The organism is Pseudomonas sp. PvP027 (assembly GCF_017833005.1).
Taxonomy (GTDB): Bacteria; Pseudomonadota; Gammaproteobacteria; order Pseudomonadales; family Pseudomonadaceae; genus Aquipseudomonas; species Aquipseudomonas congelans.
On sequence record NZ_JAFIBK010000001.1, the window covers coordinates 3,483,509 to 3,502,120 of the forward strand.

The window sequence follows — 18,612 nt, forward strand, 5'->3', positions numbered from 1 at the left end:
CTTGATTTTTAAAGAGCTTTAATTTATATCTAAAAGCTGCACTTTAAGAAGTTAATCTACTAACTAAAAGCTCTACTTTGATTTCTTCAAAATAAAAATCAGTTGGATCTTTTAGTGTTTTTCAGTTTATTGCTCGCGAACTATTCGTAAACCCCGGCATCTTGTGCTTTTCCAATGAAAATATCAGCAAGACTACCCTGAATCTCTTTGCCGTCGCAAAGAAGCAAAAAGTCTCCATCTAAATCATCGGGAAAATGTACGCCATCCAAAGTTCCTAAAATCACAGATGCACTATCAAACATCACCACTTTAAAAAAATTTATTACATGAGATCTTTCAGTTTCATCCAGCAATGCTAGAGCGTTTCTAGCTCTAGCAAAGGAGTCTTTGCCATCATCGATAGGCTGGTTTAAAACCTCCTTATAACGGTTGAAATTCTCCTCGAACAGCTCATCATATATAGCACGCACAAAATTTTCATCTAAAGACATAAGGACTCCGGCTAACGCATTTCTGGATACATAGATTTATTGAGTTGAATAAGTTCTTGTAGCTTTGTATTAGGCACTTCTGGGTAAACTCGTCTGAGTTCTTTAATGTCACGCGCCAAAACATCTCTTGCGCTCGTGAATGGTAGCCTTGTTGTAGGGTTTATTTTGCTGCGAGAGACTACTCCAAGGTTACCTTTTAAACTAGTGTGTCCGACTTTCGGCACCAGCATTGCTGGCCCAGTTGCAGGATCATAACCTTCGACCAAATCCTTCATCAAGTCTTTCTGACCCACATGATGAGAATCCAAGCCGAGTTTTTTGCCTTTCACAGCGCTTTTATTTGCTTTATGTGAACTGACTGTCCATTTATCACACGCTAGCCCTAGAGCATCAATCCAAGATTGCGTGTTTGGAGCATATTGGTAAAGATTCTCCCCACCCAACAACCCAATCGGATCCTGCGTAATAAACCGCCCAATCTCCGGGTCATAATACCGAAACGTGTTGTAATGCAGCCCCGTCTCGGCATCAAAATACTGCCCTTGAAACCTTAGGTTCTGTTCAACCTCGTTCACCACCAGCTTTTCAACCGCACCCCACGCCCGGTACTTCGCCTGCCAGACGATCTGCCCTTCGGCGTCGGTCATTTCCAGCGGCGTGCCGATCTGGTCGGTGTGGAAGTAATAAACCTTGTTCTCTACCTCGCCCTCTTTCTCATCCACGCGGGCCAGCGGCGCATAGCTGCCGGGCTCGTAGATATACAGGCTGCTCTGTCCCGGATTTTCCTCACGCAGCATCCGCAGGCCTTGCCAGAGGAAGCGTTTGTGTTCGGTGTGGCCTTTGATCTCGGACTGTTTGGCGACGCGTCGGCCCAGACTGTCGTACTGGTAGCTGCTGGTGCTTTCCACCTGCGTGTCGGCCATGGTCTCGGTTTTGACCAGGCGGTTTTCGCAGTCGTAGGTGAAGGTCTGCCAGCGCACGATGCCGACGACTTTTTCGATCAGGTTGCCCCAGGCGTCGTATTTGTATTCGTGGTTCGCCCACTGTTTGAGGCGGTTGTCTTTGACGTGATCGAAGCGGCTGGTGTTGAAGTTGAGGCGGTTGGCCGCGGCGTCGTAGCGGAACTCCTCGCCATCGACCACTCGACCGGTGTTGCGCGCCAGCAGTTGGCCGTTGGCTTCGTACTCGTACTGGGTTTCGCCGCGCAGCTTGTCGAGGGTGCGGCTCAATTCGCCAGCCGGGTCGTATTCGTAGCGGCGGTGAATCGGGTTGTAGGCGTGTTCGACGTAGCGCTCCGGCTTTATGAGCGGGTTCTGGATCTGTGACAGCTTTTCGGCGGGCAGGGTGGTTGCGTACTGCCAAGCCTTGCGGCCCATGCTGTCGTAACCGAAGCAACTGGTGAGTTTGCCTTGGGTGCGGTAGATCTCGCGATGAAGATCGTCGCGCTCCATGTCGCTGATCAACTGGCCATCGAGGTTGAGCTGATGCAGGTGACCGCTGCCGTAATAGAGGTGATTCAGGTGCTGGCCGGTAGGAAGTGTCAGCGTGTTCAGGTTGCTGAGCGGATCGTACTCGTAGGCCAGCGCGCCCTGAGGCGTGGTTTCTTTGACGAGGCGGCCCAGCAGGTCGTAAGCAAATTCCAGTTTTTCGGCAGTGACGCCGAGTTTTCTGCCGGTGTCCGTCGGCTTGCGCTCGATTGACAGCAGTCGGTCGCCGTCGTCGTAGGCGTAGTCCTGACGCGCATCGTCGTTTAGCTTGGCCAGCAGGCGACCAATCGGGTCGCGCTCAAGATGGGTGCTGCGCCGTGGCTGTTCGCCTTTCTCGCCGTAGCCGATTTCCTCGACCTGTGTCAGGTGCCCGCCGAGGTTGTAGCTGAAACGGCGAGTGAGGTTGTCGATGCGTTTTTCTTCGATCAGGCGGTCTGCATTGTCGTAGGCAAAGTTGTAGGTGGCGTTGTTTTCGTTGACCATTGCCGTTAGGCGAATGGCCTTGTCGTACTGGTAGGCAACGGCTTTGCCCTTGGCGTCCTCGCGTCGGGTTGGCAGGCCACGGGCGTTGCGGGACAACCGCGTTATCTGGCCTTTGCCGTCGGTGTGCGAAAGCACCTGGCCGAGCGCGTTATAGGTGAAGGACTCAACGCTGCCATCGGGATGGTTGATGCGCAGCACTTCGCCGTCGGGTTTGCGTTCCAGCGTGGTGGTGTTGTTCAGGGCATCGGTGACGGCGATCAGATGACCGCGATCGTCATAGCGGTAGTAAGTGTCTTTGCCTGAACAGTCCTGAAAGTGCACAACCTGAGCGAGGCTGTTCCACCACAGGTATTTGGATTTGTAGGTCGCATCAATGATGGTGTGTGGCAGGCCATCTTCACTGTTGAGGTATTCGGTCTTGTTCCCCAGTGCGTCGGTTTCGACCAGAAGATTGCCTCTGGAATCGTAACGGGCCTTCCACGTGCTGCCATCAGGGAAAGTCGTCTGGGTCACCAGCGTGGTCGCCAGATGATGCTTGTAGGCGATCTTGCGCCCTAGCGGGTCGGTTTCTTCGATCAGTCGCGAGAGGTGGTCGTACTTGAAGGCCAACGTGTTGTCATCGGGCAATACCAGCCCCGTCATATTGCCGCTTTCGTCTATCTCGATGGTGTAGCGTTCTCCGCCGTAATCACGGCCGGAGGTGACGCGCCGGTCTTCGTTGTAATGAATTTCCAGTTCACGCCCGAGCACATCGACGGCCCACGACGTACGCTGTTTAAAGTCATAACGGTAATCGAAATGTTCACCATCGCTGGTCCAGTGCTCGACCACGCGAGGCTGGTCATCAATGGTTTCCCAGCGGTAGTAACAGTTCAGGCCCAAGGCGTTGCTGTGGCGGGTCATCACGCCGTCGGTATAGGAAAAGCTGCGAGTGGAATCGCCATTACGGTTGTAGACGTCACTGAGCTGGCCGTTGTCGTCGTAGTGGTAACGAACCAGGGTTTCAACAGCTTCCTTATTGACGATCCGCTTTACCGACGTCAGCCGTCCCAGCGGGTGCTCGTACTGCAAATGCACATGTACGTTGCCGGGTGCGCTGATGTCGGTGAGAGTGCCTTCATCGGTACGGCTGAAATGCAGGTAATGGCCGAGCGCGTTTTCGATACGCTGCAGTGGAACGGGTTTGTTGTTATTCGGTACTTCGCCGAAGTAGAAGAATATGTTGTCCTGGGTCTGCAGCATGTAATGGCCGCCTTGCGTGCGGACCAGATGCATCTGCTCGTAAGGGTTGTAAATGCTTTCGCCGGGCTCGACGTTGACGAAGGGTACGCTACGCCCCTGATTGTCGATGAGGTAAACGAAGCTGCCATTTCGGCGCAGGTTTTGCTCCCACGGCAGAACCCAGCCCTTGCCCAGAACGCTGTCGACGTTGAGGTCGCTGGCGTAAAAGCGCGACCACTCGATAGGCATCAGCCCCGGCAGCGCAAAGTCTGTTTCGCCTTCTTCAAGCAGTAATTTGCGCCCGCTGGTGAGGTCAACGGGGTTGCCGCTTAAGCCGCCTATCACCCCGCTTATTGCAGGCCCCGCAACAAAACGTCCAAATAAGTAGGACGCGCCCACCGTGGCCGCGAATTTCAGGGCGCAAGGTGCGACAGCCTTCAGGCCGCCACTGAGTCCCTTGGCTAACATAGGCAGTCCACCGCGCCCCATCGAGGCAATGATGATCGCGATATCAATACCGACACGAAGCGATTCAGATATCTCTTCGTTTACTTTCAGATAGCGCTTTGTCCCGCCGCCAATAAAGACGTTATTGGAACCTGTAGCGATTTTTGAGTCACAGGTGAGCTTGTCGCCCTTGCGGGCGGCCGGGTAGCCATTGATGAAAACGCTTGCAGAGCCATCTGCAATCTGCACCGGCGCGGGATGGTTTTCGCACTTGGCGATACTCTGTGTGGTGAGAGCAGCATTGCGGCCATTGATAAAAACGTTGGGCGAACACCCTGTTTGCGTAATGTCTCCTGCGGGAGAACTTCGTGCTGCGCCCCAGCTTTCACCCACAGCGGGGGCTGCGCCTGCGCCTACTGACAAAACTACACCCAGAAGAATAGCCCCCAGCCCGGCGGTGCAGACAATCAGAGCCGCGCCAGCGACGGCCATCGCGATGCCGATGACAGCCCCCGCCAGAAGACCGACCAGTGCGCTATTGTGCTCAATTCCATCGTGCAAACGCGCTGCTTCGAACATGGTTTTATTCCTGTTCGGTGTTTATGGGCTCAGCGTTATCCGGGTGTGGCTGAAAACTGGCCAGCAACTGCAACCACTCCTCGTCCTGCGTGGAGCTAAAGTCAGTCTGACTGGTTGCCGAAAATACCAGAATACGACCCGGTACGACTTCAAAGGCCGCTTGGCGCTGGTAAATCGGTCTGCCCTCATGCATGTAGTAGGCATCTACTTGCATGCCGGGAAGGGTGTGCCCAGTAGACAATAAGGCAGACTTCTTACCGAGCAGGGTATAGCCCCGAAGCTTATTGGCGATGAGCTTTATCTGCCGGCTTATGTAGGTGCTCATGTCTTCTGCGGGCAGCATGTCATCACGTGAAATCGTGATATTGAGGGGGGCTGGAATGCTATCGCCGAGGGTGAACATGTTTACCGTCCGGTCCTTGAACCCATCTGGCAATGCGATTGATCCTTCGTGAAGCTGATAGTCCATTGTGAATGTCCTGAGTGCGAAAATAAAAATCAGTAAGCGACAATTGCTTCAAGCACTGCGTCGAAATCGATCAGCCAGTCTGCCAGCGCAGCGGTGTCAGGATCAATCATCGTGGAGATGCAAAGCCATTGCTTATCTCCATTTTCGGCAGTGGTGATCGCGTTGATAGCTCTGCCGTGAGTAAGCCCCTGCCTGGAGGTGAGTACATAGTCGAGAGCCACAGCCGCATTGCCCGCCAGCAAGCAATCTCGCTGCCGCACAGTATCGATATCAGGGTGTCTCTCACGCAGGTTTGCCAAATAGAGGCCCGTATAGAGGTTCAGCGTAAGATCATCCCGCACTGGTCGCCGCGTGATGGTGAGCGTGATGGGGTGACCATCCTTTTCAAGGGTGATGCTGATTTCCTGAAAGTTCACCCGCTGCGGCATTACCAGTTTCAGCCCGGCAACCGTAATCTCATTGCGTGTCAATTCAAGCGGTAAAACCGGCACTGGCGCAGGCTCGGGAACGATCGGCGGAGCACTTGCTGCGTGTAATGCTTTCTCACGCGCCAAAGCCTCATCGGCTAGACGCTTTTCCGAAATACGGTCATAAAGGCTGGTTCTGACCATCTCAGGATTTCTCGATATTGATATCGACACGGTCACCTTCGACAAAGGTGTTTTTGCCGAGAACCTTTATTTCGTCGCCCTTGATTTCGATGCTGCTCGGCTTGAGGGTAATGCTGCTGGTACCTACAGTGAGGGTGATCTCCGTCATGGCCGTAATGTCGATAGACTGCTTGTCGACGGTAATCGTCAATGAGCCTTGCTCTACCTTGAGCAAAGCGTCGTTCTGAATAATTTCCGTATTCTTACCGCCGACAGTCACACTGCGGTTATTACCCACGTCATGCGTCTCATCCAACTCGATCTCGGTGTCCATGTTGCGCTCGGCATGCATGATCACCTGTTCGGCACCGGCCTTGTCTTCAAAGCGGAAGAAGTTGGCTGTACCGCCATCCCCCTTGGCCGAACGCGTCAGGAAACCGCTTTGGGTCTTGTTGGCAGGCAGCGACCACGGCGGCGTGTTCTGGCTGTTGTACAGACTGCCCATGACGAGCGGACGGTCAGGATTGCCATCCAGGAAAACGACCACCACCTCGTCACCGACGCGCGGTATCTGGATGCTACCAAAACCGCCACTTGCGCCGGATTGAGCGACGCGGACCCAGCAGGAGCTTTTGTCGTTGTGCTCGCCTTTGCGGTCCCAGTGGAACTGAATTTTCACGCGCCCCAGTTCGTCTGTGAAAATTTCTTCTCCGGGCGGGCCCACAACGATAGCGGTCTGCGGACCGGAAATGACGGAGCGGTTGGTGGTGAGCTGTGGGCGGAAAACTATCTTCTTGCGTACGCAGGAGAAGGTGTTCCGGTAACTGGCTTGCTGGCCGTTGAGGTAATTGTTGTGGCCTTCGCTATCAATAAGAACGAGCAGAAACTGACGATCTTCAGGCGAGCCCTGATCGTGGTCGTAATGCTGCAGCAGTTCGAAGGTATAGCCAGGCTTCATGGCGCGACAGTTACTGGCCCCTCGAAAGCTCTTGCCCCTCAACTCAAGCGCTTCAACGCGCAAGCGCAACAACGCCTCACCTTCATCATAAGTGCCATGGGTGTACTGGCCGGGGAAGTCGTACACCTCGAAGTTCTCAACGTCACCCTGCTGGTTCAGGCTGTTCATGGTCACTGGCAGCCTGTTGTTAGGCTGACGATAGTCGAACGTCTGAACCGCCATTTTTCCTGATTGCAGCCTGCGGTCGCCGTTCCAATCGGTGATGGAGTCGGCTGTCTCGGTAACAGATGCCGAATGGAAGCGTATCTGAGGCTGTTCCGGCAACGGCACCAGCGTGGTGGAGTCGTCGCAGATGATCATGGTGTGGCCTTCGGCGGTATGCTCGAAGTAATAGAACATCCCTTCTTCTTCCAGCAGGCGCTGGACGAAGTTGAAGTCGGATTCGCGGTATTGGGTGATGTAGGTATAGCGCTTGAGAGGCTTGCTCAGGCGAAACTCATGCTTGGAGAACGCGGTACACATCGCGAACACTTGGGTAACGACTTCCTCAACCGTATTCCCCTGGAAGATACGTGTGTCGAAGCGGTTCTTCAGCATCGAGAACCAGGGGTTGAGCGTTGCCGTGTATTTGGCCATGCCGCCGTCGCTGCCACCGCTGGCAAAGCGCGTGAGATAGCCGGCGATGTAGCGTGGCGAGCCATCGGCCAGTTCGATCTCAATGACGACATGTTGGCCCATCATCGACTTCAGCTCGACCCCGGAGTCCTGGCATACCAATAGCAAATCAAATTGGTACGCACGCGAAAGACCTTCAGTCCCCCGGAAGGACTCCAGCAGCAGTTCCTGCTCAGGATTGGCGAGGTTCTTGAATTTGAAAAGGCGCCGGTTCTGCGGCGAAAGCATCGCGGCAAGGTCCATCAACATGTATATCTCCTTGAGGGCAGGGAGGCCAGCACCGCCGGGTTTAGCGGCTAACGATTACGAACTGACAAGTCACAGCTTTGGTCTGGTGCTTAAGTATCAATCATTTAGGGCATTCGATTGACATTAACCACGGATGTGCACCGCGCCCTAAACCTCCGAAAATCTCGTAGGACCAGGGCTACAGACGCATTCCACATCTCGTAAATACTGCAGCGTGCGACCATAAATTAGTGTGAAAGTGCCACTAGCTCAGTAAAAATACCCTACATCTCTCACAAAACCGTTACAGTTCTTATCTTAAAGTATGAAAGGAAACACCGTGGCGCTGCGCCGTGTCAACCACAACCATGCGGCTCACGTGTTGGCTGCGATTTTGATGAAGACGGGCTATCTATAGGCGTTTTGATTCCACCGAGCCCAGATACTTGTTAATGGGTAAATACTCAGTATTCACAATGGTTTAAGTGAAGACTCGACTGATTGATGGCTTAACGGCATCATTGCAGTCTGTTTCGCAGATGAGAAAAATGAGCTCGTCTCGAAATTCAGCTCAAATATTCAGGTCTGACAGGCGACATACGCACTGCTCAGCCCAAGCTGATTCGTGGTCACGCAAGGCACCGGTGCTAGCTTCCTTCAACCCAGGACTGTGACGTGTAAATGGACCTATTAGCCAATGTTCCTAGCTGGGATGACATCGAGCGAAACCTCGATGATAAATTCAATACGCTGAATCAAGCCTACAGCGATGGGCTGCAGAGCGCTCACGATAGCTGGAATGGCTTTAACCGACGCGTCAGTACCACAGCCACTCAAGCCTACGGGTACATGGGAGGCAACAGGATTGACTCGGTGAAAGCAGCGATGCGGCTTTCCCAGCCCATTATCGAGTCGAATCTCAAGCGCAAGTGGGCGTCTATCGAGATCGAACAGATCCTCCCGGTACTGCTGCAACTGGTCAAAGAAGTGGCGATGATTCTGGGGGGCAGCGTTGCGGTCGGCACCATTGCTGGCGGCGTTGCCGGGTCGTTTTTCTTTGGTGTGGGCGCCGTGCCGGTAGCGGCAGCGGGAGCGGGTATCGGGCTACAGGTTGGCAATCTGATCCTGTTGACGCTAGGCCTCGCATCTATCGCTGAGTATTTCTACCAAGGCCTACCCGCTTGCCTTGCAACCCTGCAGGAAGGCTTTGCTACCGCCTGGCATGCTGACGAAGGCCTGAAACCCGAGGGCCTCGACCCTACCGGTGGTTCAGCATACGTAATGCAGGAGCGCATTGATCGTGCGGCTCAGCAACTGGCCAAAGGTCAGGAGCAACTCGTACTGCTGCTCTTCACCGCCATCGTGACGTACTGGACACGTGGACAGGTCAAGGCAGGCCTCATGGGCAGCATGGATAGCATCGCAGCGCGCAGTACCAAGCTTCAGGCGGAGATTTCGAACAAGCAGTTCGCGAATTGGTTGGCGCGTAATGAGCGCAGGCTATTGGCCGAGCCTGAGTTGCGGGTAGATGAGCCGGCGCCGTTGTCTAAGGCTGAATCCGAGACAATGCGTGAGTATTACGCTAAGCAAGATCCAGAGTTTGTATCGGTAGAGCAGCAGATTAAAGAATTTAGTACATTTGAAACACACGGTGTTCAAACAAGTGAGATAGATGCGTATCTCGGTACGGCAGAAGGAAGGGCTTATTATGATGCTCTTGCACGGTCAGCCCCTGATGCTTCTGAAGAGCTTCTATACGCCAGAGCAGCAGGACAGCTTGCTTCCGGAAAAACTCTCCCTTCTGTGAAGTTCATAGAGGAGCCATTGGTAAAAATAGTTGCCGAAGGCGGGGCTTCTCCAAAATACTCGCCTTATTTTACAACACGTAAGGAGTTAATGAAGGCATCAGCCTCCGATAAGACGTTGGCTGATTATTTTGGGCTTCCCTTGGGGAGTGAAGGTGTTACATATGGCATATACGAAATAAAACCGCTAAATATTACTAAGGTTTACGTTAGTGAGGTCGCTCCTACGAGCGAGTTAGGAGGTCTAGTTAAACGCTCTGCCGGAGCAATACAATATGTGGTGCCTGATCGTGGGGGCTGGGCTCCAGCCGTAAGAATTGGGACAATAGGAAACTAGAGATGAATATAGATAAAATCGAATTTTCAGCGAAAGTTTTAGAGGGGAAATTAAAGGAATATGCTTTAAAGGATGATGAGGCTTCGCGTCTCTATGATGATTTAAGACCATTGCTGGAGCTAGCAAAATCAAGGCGCATTATATCGCCCATACAATGGGGTAAAATTCCGGGGCGTTATCGTTTTACTGAAAACGGACTTCAGGAGTACAGAGAATTGGAAGAGGCATATGCTGTATTTTCAATTGAGATTACGGGCGGGGAACCTCCACTTCTAAAGATACTTCGTGCAGAGAGAAATCAAAATAGTAATTGAACAAAGTGGCAGTGAAATTAAATGCGTGCTGTACATTGGTGGCGATATACCAAATTGATCGGCATGAACTGTTTAAGAGGTTCGAGGCCGCCGGAGCATTTATAGGTTAAGAAGTTCTCTAAGTCAAGAGGGGGTAAGTAATAATCAGGCAGTTTCTTAGAAGAAATCTGAAGAAGACTGTCCAGTTTGGCGGAGTATCTAATCCCAACCGCCGAGACGCCTGATGACGCAGATGACTTCCGCCGATGCCGTGCACACAGTAAAGATTCCTGCCGGAGCTTTTGTATATAAGGGGGGCATTAGAAAATCAAGGTGGACTTTACATGGATGGCGCAGATATAAAGCAGATTTTGGTCAAGATCCTTGGATGAGTCCGGGTGTTGAAGTGATCGGGCTTTCCGTATCTATTAAGTGAAGAGGAAGATGAAAGAATCCTATCTGATATCATTACTTACAGAGTTAAAATAGATTTATCATTTTGAGGGGTGTTTGAATTTCGACTCTGGAATAGATGCTGTACTGCATAAGCTTTCTGCGGGCTCTGATGCTATCGATATGACTAGAGAACGGAAAAAACGCAATTCTTCATTTTCTGTCTATGCCATAGTTATAAACCAGTTATTGTATATAAGGGCTGTTTATGACGGTGTTGAGAAGGATAAATTTATACTTCATAAGCTTTCCATTGGAGCTCTTACGGCGAAAGAGTTTGAAGATGCTGGTTACGAGTTGGTGCGAGCATTAATGGATTTTTATTACATAGCTAATCAATCAGCGAACGGACTAAAAGTTAAGCTTCCCGAAGGGTTGTGGCGTCCTTGAGAAATAAATTTCATTACGCTTGCCAAGAGCGAAAAAATTTTCAATTTTCGCTCTTGAGTCCGGTCGCAGATGTCTGCTTTCCTTCGTCCTTTCGTCGATCCATCTGCTGCTAAAGTCATTACTATGAATGCTGAATATCTTAAGCAAAAAACGCAAAAGCTGCGTGACGTGATCGAAGATTTGAGAAAGTCAGACCCCGTTGTTGAAAAGCTCCGAGCTGAGATCGAACCACTGATGAAACTGGCCGAATCTGGCATGATAACAGTTAAGTTGCAGTGGCGAGACATTCCGGGGCGTTACCTATTTACCGAAGAGGGCTTGCAGCAATATCCTCATCTTGAGCATGCTTTCGAGAGTTCAGGATTGAGCTGACTGGTGGAGAGACTCCCTTGTTACGTAAGTTGAAAAGGGAAATGGGCGAGGAGTGAAGGTGAGTGTCACGGGCATTTAGATTTTGCTTTGTGTGGCGTACGTGCCTTGCTATCTTGATGCTGCATGACCTGCTTTCTGAGATATATATTATATGCACTGGTGAGAATTAGCTAATGCCCAGGATAACATGCGCCATAGCGAATAGGAGTAATATTATGGATGTTGAAGCTTTGAGAATGGCAGCCACAACGCTTCGTGACAAACTTGAATTTTATAAACATCGCGATCCTGATGCTTCAATATTGCTATTGGATCTTGAGGATTTGCTTTTCCCGAGCAGAGCGAGGCCAAATCACTGAAATGGTTGAGTCGCGAGATATTCCAGGTTACAAGCTTTTCACTGAGACAAGTTTACAGTCATATGAAGATTTGGAGGCTGCATATACAGATTTCTATATGGAACTCATTGAGGGGCGGGAGACCGAGGCCTACAAAATTTTGCTGGCCAAAATGGCTAAGGACTGAAATATCTGCGAATAGGGAATAGGCGTGAGGAACAAAGCAGTGTAGCTTATTTCTAGCAGACGTAGGGGGTCGAATAAATTTCTTTCTGGCTGTGAAAGTTCAAATCATGAGGTGCTAAAAATTAACATAGAAAAATTGAGCTCTTCAGCAAGAGTTTTAGAGGAAAAGTTGAAAGAGCATATGAATAAAGATGTACAGGTGTCACATCTCTATAGCGACCTGAGGCCATTGCTGGAGCTGGCAAAGTCGAAAAGGATTTTGAACCCTATAGAGGTGGGAGCCGTTCCGGGGCGTTATCGCTTTACCGAGAATGGGCTTCAAGAATACAGTGATTTAGAGCATGCATTTGCTGTATTTTCAATTGAGATTACGGGCGGGGAACCTCCACTTTTAAAAATACTTAGCGCAGAACGAAATCGAAAATAGCTCATGCGTTTCGTATTGATGAAGCATGATCTGTATTAGGAGGCACTAATGAAGTTTGAGTCCTCCATGGAATTTAGCGATCATGCTATTCTACTAGCCGGAGTGCGTATAAGTCGCCGCCCTTTGCTTCCGATATACGCAGCAGTTCTAAATCAACTTCTCTATATAAAAACGTTTTGAGAGTGTTGAGAAAGACAGATCCAAACTTCACAAGGTTTCCATCGGTGCCCTTGCAGTCAAGGAGTTTGAAGAAGCAGATTACGAACTGGCACGAGCCCTGGTGGATGTTTCTTACATCGCGAATCAGTCAGCAAACGGACTGAAGGTTGAACTGCCCACCGGTATTCTATACCGTGACTAAGGTAGCACGCGGTTCATGCAGAGATGGATCGGGAAGTGATATCTCAAGACGGAATATGAAATTTAACGACACTTTTTTTAATCGCGACCTCATGCTCTCCTTGGGCACCGAGGAAACCTCCGGCCGTTTTTATTTATCGTTCCCGGTGAGCAATGGCTTGATCGATTATGAGGAGTATTACGAGATCGACAAAGCCAGCTTTGATCTTTTCCACACAGATCTCATTGCTGCAGATGCTTTCGCCACGACATGCCGCAGGAGAGAGCGGGATGATTTTTTGATCCAGAAGCCAGGAGCAAAGCGGGGAACGGCTATTTGGCCGTTAACAAGCAGTATAGACTCGGGCAACAGGTAGCAGCTTCCATACTGCTCTGCACCTTGAAAGATTATCCTGGAAGGACCCATGATCGACTTGAGAAGCCCCAACGACATGCTCGACCACTATGTTGAGCGCTACGATCATCTGCTGCCCGCACCTTCCGCGCAGCTACTTCAGCGCATGGATTACATGCTGAAGCCTGATGCACCCAGGCTGCCGAGGGGCAAGCCCGATTGGATAGCATCACGGACGTGTACCCTCAGCGAAGAACAGGCGCTGGACCGTGCGAAGGGGTGCTTGCTCGGTATGGCCATTGGCGACGCGGTGGGCACAACACTGGAGTTTTTGCCTCGTGATCGTAGCCACGTTTTTGACATGGTCGGTGGCGGCCCTTTCAAGCTCAGTCCCGGTGAGTGGACCGATGACACCAGCATGGCGCTCTGCCTGGCAGACACTTATCTTGCGAAGGGCAATTTCGACCTTATCGATTACGCGGCCAGACTAGGCCGCTGGTATCTAAGCGGCGAAAACAGTCACAACGGCAGATGTTTTGATATCGGCAATGCTACTCGAACTGCGGTCGAAGAAAGACTGAAAAATGGCGGCCTTTGGTATGGAAATGCTGCTCCATCCACCGCTGGTAACGGCTCAATAATTCGCTTGGCCCCAACTGCGATATTTTGTCGACATTCGCTCTCAGCTACTTGGCGTGATAGTGCCGCCCAAAGTCAATGCACGCATCGAGCACTAGAGGCCATCAGTTGTTGCAGACTGCTCGGTGCCCAGTTGCATCTGGCCCTAAATGGAGCAGACAAAGAAGAGACCCTTTCTCCGATGATTCGGCCATTACGACCGCGAGCTTTGATCATCAACGCAGGCGAATACAAAGAAAAAACCCGCGACCAGATCCGCTCTTCAGGCTATGTCATCGACACACTCGAAGCAGCCCTGTGGGCCGTATGGAATACCGACAACTTCAAAGATGCTATTTTGCTGGCCGCCAACCTGGCGGATGATGCCGACAGCGTAGCCGCTACCGCCGGACAAATCGCAGGCGCGCTTTATGGGGTGTCAGGCATGCCGGAGGAATGGGTCAAGAACGTCGCATGGTCCGAGCATATTCAGGGGCTGGCCCAACAGTTGTTCGAGCGTGCGCCGCTGCATGACCCTTTGGGCGACTGATAGGGAAACGCGCGTACTCTCTCCGAATATCAGCTCACAGCCCCTGACTTCTATCGCGTCTCAAGGAATCTGACCCAAATGTCCAACCCGTGCCCGCAACAGCTCTACAACAAATCCTGGCTATTCGCATCCCATGCCCACGTCGGCCAAAAAATGACAGGCTCGGACCTTCCTTACACCACCCACGTAGCGATGGTCGCCAACGAGTTGATCTTTGCCCATCGCGAAGAATCCGTGGGCGCGCTTGAAATCGCCTTGCCCACAGCGTTGCTGCACGACGTGCTGGAGGATACGCCGGTGACTCAGGATGAGTTGGCTGAAGCGTTCGGTGTGGAGGTCGCCTCAGCCGTGGCGTGCCTGAGCAAGAACCTGATCGTGCCGTTTTCCGAAGCGCTTTATTTCGCTGGGATTGCCAGGCATTCCACAGAAGCTGCGTCGGTCAAGTTGTGTGATCGCATCACCAATCTCCAGTCAGCGCCGGCCACCTGGAAGAAGGCGAAGCGAGCGTCGTATCTGGTGGAGTCGGCGCAGATCCTGGCAGCCTTGGGGCATACGAATGGGTATCTGCGGCAGCGGCTCATCGATACGATGGCGCGTTATCAGGCGCTTTATGTTGATGGCTTTGAAGGCTGAGTAATGAGCGGGCTTTCCATTTTGATAAATAGGGCTATGTAGCAATCATCGAGAGACACGTACCCTACGATTTGTGCCGAGAAGAGAACCATTTGAAAAACCTGCTCAGCCACCAACGACTGCGGGCTTCGCGAATTTCATCGATTTGCATGAACGTGTAGGCAGCAGGCATATTGCGCTCCTTGGCTCTGAGTGTGCGAAGCCCCCTGATGACATGCCGCATGTAGAACAGTATGGTCACACAGCATCCAGTAAGAACAAGGGCCGCAACTACACTGCCAGTTAGTACGCCGAACGCCTGCAGGAAAATACCGGCCGCCAACGTGGTTGCTCCCGCAATCAAGCCAGTTTTATAACTTGTTGATGGTTGTGAAGTGCTAGCAAAACGCGTCTGGATTTTCTGTCCGTCATATTCGAATGGTTGAAAAGAAGGCTTTTTGCTAGCAATCACATAATAAGCCAGCAATATAATGATGGCAGGGGCTAGACTTGTAATGAAAGCATTTAAACTGTTCTCTCCAAAAATATTAGAAGTGGAGACATAAGCTACGCTACAAGCGAGTAGTGTAAAAGAACCAATCAGTGCGCTAATAAGCGAAGTCATATAGGTTGTGTAATTTTCGGACAGGTAGACTAGGTATATTGTCCAGGCAAGCATCAAGGTTACGGCCAAAAAATATACGTACCAAAAACACGTTAATTTAGATGGGCCAAAGGCTGTAAAAAAACCAGTCGTGAAGAATGCTAGCCAGCTGCTTTTTCTAAGACTATCTGAGTTAATCATTATGTCTTCTCATAGTTTTAACATGTTCCCGAGATCTTTCTCCCATCCTTTATTAACGATGAGTGCCTGAACGCCTAGACCTGCCCTCCATTCAACGAGTATTACTAAAGTCAACGGCGCTGCCCCCTGGGAAGCAGCGATGAACACAACGCCAACAAAAGCACCTCCGGCCATGCCAGCCGCAGCTGAGGCAATGCTGGTCGGCTGACTGTAAACGGAGAGGTGGGATCGTTGATCACGATGATTGGTCGCATACTGGCTTCCCTGTAAGTGATGACTCCCTGCCTGCTTAACGGGGCAGGGAGAAAATATTGCTAACGGTAAAGTTAAAACTTTTGGCAAATACCAGCCGCTACAGTCTATTCATTGACCTTCAATGGGCTCTGGTCTTACCCATCAGCACCGCCATCGTCACTGCCTGAACAATGAGATAGGCTGATATCGATAGGAATAGATTCGTGTAGTCGGTATACCTGGAGTTCGGGACAACATTGACGATAAGAGCAAAGCCTGCAGCAGGAAAAGACAGGCACATGGATATCCCGTAGGAAAGTCGAGATACTCGATCAAGAGGGTTTTTACGCCTAATCAACGATACTACGGTTCTAAGCGGCGCGTAAAAAATAAAGAATGCCAGCGTTGAAAAACACAGCAGCGATATCGCATTGACTACATAATCAAACATTCATGCTTCCCTGAAAGTAGATCCCAATGTGTTCGCGTTACCAACGCAACCCCCCAAACGGATTCCAGCCCTGCTCGCCTCTCACTTCCTTCAGGTAATACGCGTAATTGGTCAACTGGCCATACAGCGCATTAAACGCAAACCCCAGCGCAGAACTCGCCTCCTTGGCGTAGCGGAACTCAAACATGTCCATCACGATGTTCAGTGCGACAGAAACCACTATCATGATCGCGATAATGCACAGGTTCTTCTTCCATAGCCCCAGAATGAACAGATAAATCGGCCCAAAAAAGAACGCGAAGAAGTTGAAGTTGATTTTCACTTTTTTCAGAAACGGCAGTTGCTTGAGCGCAGGTCTAAACCCCGGTGCGCTTGGGCCGCCATGCGCTTCAAAAAAGGCGAAGCGTTCTTTCCATTTGTCGCTGTAGTGGCCTGATGCGTTTACTGGGTCTGACGTGTTCATTCTCTAATCCCTGATGTATGTGAATCACGTGAATGGTCGTTCCCTGTTGCTGCGCTGGATACGACGCAAAATACGGATAAATCGAGGGTACGTCAGTCGTACAGACAGACTCGTTCTGTGGTGCATTTCCCGACGGTCTGTACGGATGTTCATACAGACCGATCCTACGGATTACGCTTACTGCTTAGGCTCTTTCGTACCCAGCACATCGCGAATGCTGTCCACGACGTTGCTGTCCTTGATGACGTCGTTCAGCCAGCCTTCCAGCGGCATGTTGCCCCACTTGATGGCGCGCTCGATGAGGTACGGGACGGGGCTTTGCGGTTCGGTGTTTTTGAAGAACTGCGCGATGCCGGCGAGCATGGTGAAGGCTTCGTCGCGTGTGGCCGGGGTGGTGCGCAGTGGTGCGGACGCGCTGTCCTGGCTGGCCTGGGTCATTACGGCACCTGCGGGTTGGTCGACGACGGTTTCGGGTGCGGCCTGAGCGGCGGCGGGGGCGGGGCTCAGTTCGATGCCGCGGTCCTTGAGCAGCTTTTCGGTCAGTTGCCCGGCGCGTTGCAGGATGTCGCTAAGGGTGACGAGGCTCGGTGCGTCGCGGCCGAACAGGGTGTCGGCAGTGGCCTGGAGCTGCTGACAGGCGTACAGGCTGGCGGCGATTTCGCTGGCCTTGAGGCGCAAGTGGTCCGAGTCGGTCAGGACCACCGAGCGCTGGAAGATTTCGGCGTTGATCTTGCCTTCTTCAACAGCGGACTGCATGGCCTTGGGGTTTTGCAGCGCGAGGTTTTCAACGTGGCGCGACTCGTCATAGCGCAACAGGCCGAAGTTCTGCCCCTGCGTGATCGGCAGCCCGCCGACGACTTCGGTCAGTGTGGTTTTCAGCCAGGCCAAGCGGGCGGCACGTTCTTCTACGCCATCTTCCAAAGACGGGTACAGATCGTCCCAGAAATTTTGCAGGATCCGCTCGGCCACGGTCAGGCCGAAGGTGATGCCGACGAAGTGGTATTTGTGCGCCAGGGCTTCACTGAGCCAGGCGACGAGCATCAGGTCCTTGCTTTGTTCGGCAAGGCCCTGTGCGGCCAACGTGATGGTCTGTTCCCAGTCCGAGGACTTGAGATCGGTTTGCCAGTCACCTTGGGTGAGGTAGTCGGGGTCTGCTCGACGAGCTTCCTTGACCTGATCGAACAGGGTGGAAAAGCTCAGGTCCTCGCCACTTCCCCCGTTGATGGGTGCCGTCAGATCGGCAAGCGAAAGGTCGTTGAGAAATTCAGACATAGTCAACTCTGATCAGAGGATAAAAGAACACCGTGCCCGGGCAGACACGGTGTTGAAGACGGGCCGCTTGCGCGACCCGATGTGTCACGGACTTATGCGAATACTTTGTTCGCAGTGCGGTCCCAGCCGCCAGTGACGTTACCGCCACCCTGGCCATCGGAACGGCTCTGCTGGGTGTAGGTGGTCTTGATGCGAGCGAAGTTGAAGCTGATTTCTTCAATCGGCAGATCGCTGACTGCGTTGTCTTCGCCTTTCTGGCTACCGCCAGCAACCGCCTTCACGGAAGACACAACCACTTCTTCCAGGTTGATGGTCAGGTAGGTCAGCTTGTCGCCGCCTGCACGGTTGACGTTCAGCTGGATCTTGGCGATGTGAGTGCCCTTGCAGCACGCTTCGAACAGCTTGGCGGAAGCCTTGTCCACAGACTTGCGGATGCTGAAGTCGCTCAGTGCAACGCGCTCGGACGAAGCACCGCCCGAAGAACTTGCGGTCGCCGAGGTGGCCTGGGTAGCGCCGAACTCGTAGCCCAACACTTCGATCCAGTCCTTGTGCTTGTCGTCCAGAACTTCGCCTGGGATGCCATCGATTTGGATGTATGCGTCAAATGCCATTTTCTGCTTCTCCTTCTTCATTTAAAGCCGTGGCGTCTGCGGACAGAACACGGCCCTTTTGATTAACCTTCCT

General features: G+C 52.0%; 17 protein-coding genes and 3 pseudogenes. 10 read left to right on the forward strand and 10 right to left on the reverse strand.

The genetic code is table 11. The features are described 5' to 3' along the window. Positions 1-140 precede the first annotated feature (140 nt). Genes JOE33_RS14820 through tssI form a run of 5 tightly spaced genes read right to left on the reverse strand, consistent with a single transcriptional unit; the run spans position 141 to position 7,649 of the window. On the reverse strand, positions 141-491 hold the full coding sequence (locus tag JOE33_RS14820) for a hypothetical protein (RefSeq protein WP_003384023.1): 351 nt from the start codon (positions 489-491) through the stop codon (positions 141-143). An 11-nt stretch (positions 492-502) separates the two neighbouring features. After that, entirely contained in the window at positions 503-4,708 is a 4,206-nt protein-coding gene (locus tag JOE33_RS14825) for an RHS repeat-associated core domain-containing protein (RefSeq protein ID WP_209924096.1), read from the reverse strand. 4 nt (positions 4,709-4,712) lie between these two features. Continuing rightward, positions 4,713-5,177 (reverse strand): DUF1795 domain-containing protein, encoded by a 465-nt coding sequence (locus JOE33_RS14830; RefSeq protein WP_003424283.1) that lies wholly within the window; start codon positions 5,175-5,177, stop codon positions 4,713-4,715. A 29-nt stretch (positions 5,178-5,206) separates the two neighbouring features. Continuing rightward, on the reverse strand, positions 5,207-5,788 hold the full coding sequence (locus JOE33_RS14835) for a hypothetical protein (protein WP_187625561.1): 582 nt from the start codon (positions 5,786-5,788) through the stop codon (positions 5,207-5,209). 1 nt (position 5,789) lies between these two features. Continuing rightward, a complete protein-coding gene (gene tssI, locus JOE33_RS14840; protein ID WP_122255867.1) occupies positions 5,790-7,649 on the reverse strand; it encodes a type VI secretion system tip protein TssI/VgrG in 1,860 nt (619 codons plus the stop codon). Positions 7,650-8,309: 660 nt separating this feature from the next. Between tssI and JOE33_RS14845 the strand changes: the two genes are divergently transcribed. The 10 genes and pseudogenes from JOE33_RS14845 to JOE33_RS14890 all read left to right on the forward strand — a co-directional run bounded on the left by JOE33_RS14845 (position 8,310) and on the right by JOE33_RS14890 (position 14,724). Then, a complete protein-coding gene (locus tag JOE33_RS14845) occupies positions 8,310-9,770 on the forward strand; it encodes a DUF6861 domain-containing protein (RefSeq protein ID WP_096131606.1) in 1,461 nt (486 codons plus the stop codon). Positions 9,771-9,772: 2 nt separating this feature from the next. Then, complete coding sequence (locus tag JOE33_RS14850) at positions 9,773-10,084, forward strand: hypothetical protein (protein WP_096131605.1); 312 nt, start codon at positions 9,773-9,775, stop codon at positions 10,082-10,084. A 223-nt stretch (positions 10,085-10,307) separates the two neighbouring features. Continuing rightward, entirely contained in the window at positions 10,308-10,499 is a 192-nt protein-coding gene (locus tag JOE33_RS14855) for a hypothetical protein (RefSeq protein WP_209924097.1), read from the forward strand. 74 nt (positions 10,500-10,573) lie between these two features. After that, on the forward strand, positions 10,574-10,906 hold the full coding sequence (locus JOE33_RS14860) for an immunity protein Tsi6 family protein (protein WP_338125247.1): 333 nt from the start codon (positions 10,574-10,576) through the stop codon (positions 10,904-10,906). A gap of 123 nt (positions 10,907-11,029) precedes the next feature. Then, positions 11,030-11,334: pseudogene (locus JOE33_RS14865) on the forward strand (hypothetical protein). A 159-nt stretch (positions 11,335-11,493) separates the two neighbouring features. Continuing rightward, a pseudogene (locus JOE33_RS14870) lies at positions 11,494-11,803 on the forward strand (hypothetical protein). A gap of 474 nt (positions 11,804-12,277) precedes the next feature. Further along, positions 12,278-12,590, forward strand: a pseudogene (locus JOE33_RS14875) (immunity protein Tsi6 family protein). 55 nt (positions 12,591-12,645) lie between these two features. After that, positions 12,646-12,945 (forward strand): hypothetical protein, encoded by a 300-nt coding sequence (locus JOE33_RS14880; protein WP_187625560.1) that lies wholly within the window; start codon positions 12,646-12,648, stop codon positions 12,943-12,945. A gap of 48 nt (positions 12,946-12,993) precedes the next feature. Further along, positions 12,994-14,091 (forward strand): ADP-ribosylarginine hydrolase Tri1, encoded by a 1,098-nt coding sequence (tri1, locus tag JOE33_RS14885; protein WP_187625559.1) that lies wholly within the window; start codon positions 12,994-12,996, stop codon positions 14,089-14,091. A 78-nt stretch (positions 14,092-14,169) separates the two neighbouring features. Continuing rightward, positions 14,170-14,724 (forward strand): HD domain-containing protein, encoded by a 555-nt coding sequence (locus JOE33_RS14890; protein WP_187625558.1) that lies wholly within the window; start codon positions 14,170-14,172, stop codon positions 14,722-14,724. A gap of 64 nt (positions 14,725-14,788) precedes the next feature. Here JOE33_RS14890 and JOE33_RS14895 read toward each other — a convergent pair whose 3' ends face one another. The 5 genes from JOE33_RS14895 to JOE33_RS14915 form a co-directional block, all read right to left on the reverse strand. Beyond that, entirely contained in the window at positions 14,789-15,508 is a 720-nt protein-coding gene (locus JOE33_RS14895; protein WP_187625557.1) for a hypothetical protein, read from the reverse strand. Between the two features lie 373 nt (positions 15,509-15,881). Then, positions 15,882-16,193, reverse strand: a complete 312-nt coding sequence (locus JOE33_RS14900; RefSeq protein WP_074595068.1) for a hypothetical protein — start codon at positions 16,191-16,193, stop codon at positions 15,882-15,884. A gap of 37 nt (positions 16,194-16,230) precedes the next feature. Next, complete coding sequence (locus tag JOE33_RS14905; RefSeq protein ID WP_187625556.1) at positions 16,231-16,656, reverse strand: DUF2628 domain-containing protein; 426 nt, start codon at positions 16,654-16,656, stop codon at positions 16,231-16,233. 177 nt (positions 16,657-16,833) lie between these two features. Beyond that, positions 16,834-17,928 carry a type VI secretion system protein TssA gene (gene tssA / locus JOE33_RS14910; protein WP_103712696.1) on the reverse strand — a complete coding sequence of 365 codons (1,095 nt, stop codon included), beginning with the start codon at positions 17,926-17,928 and terminating at the stop codon, positions 16,834-16,836. Positions 17,929-18,020: 92 nt separating this feature from the next. Further along, the gene (locus JOE33_RS14915) at positions 18,021-18,539 is read right to left on the reverse strand and encodes a type VI secretion system tube protein Hcp (protein WP_003318810.1); all 519 of its coding nucleotides are present in this window, start codon (positions 18,537-18,539) and stop codon (positions 18,021-18,023) included. Positions 18,540-18,612: the final 73 nt, after the last annotated feature.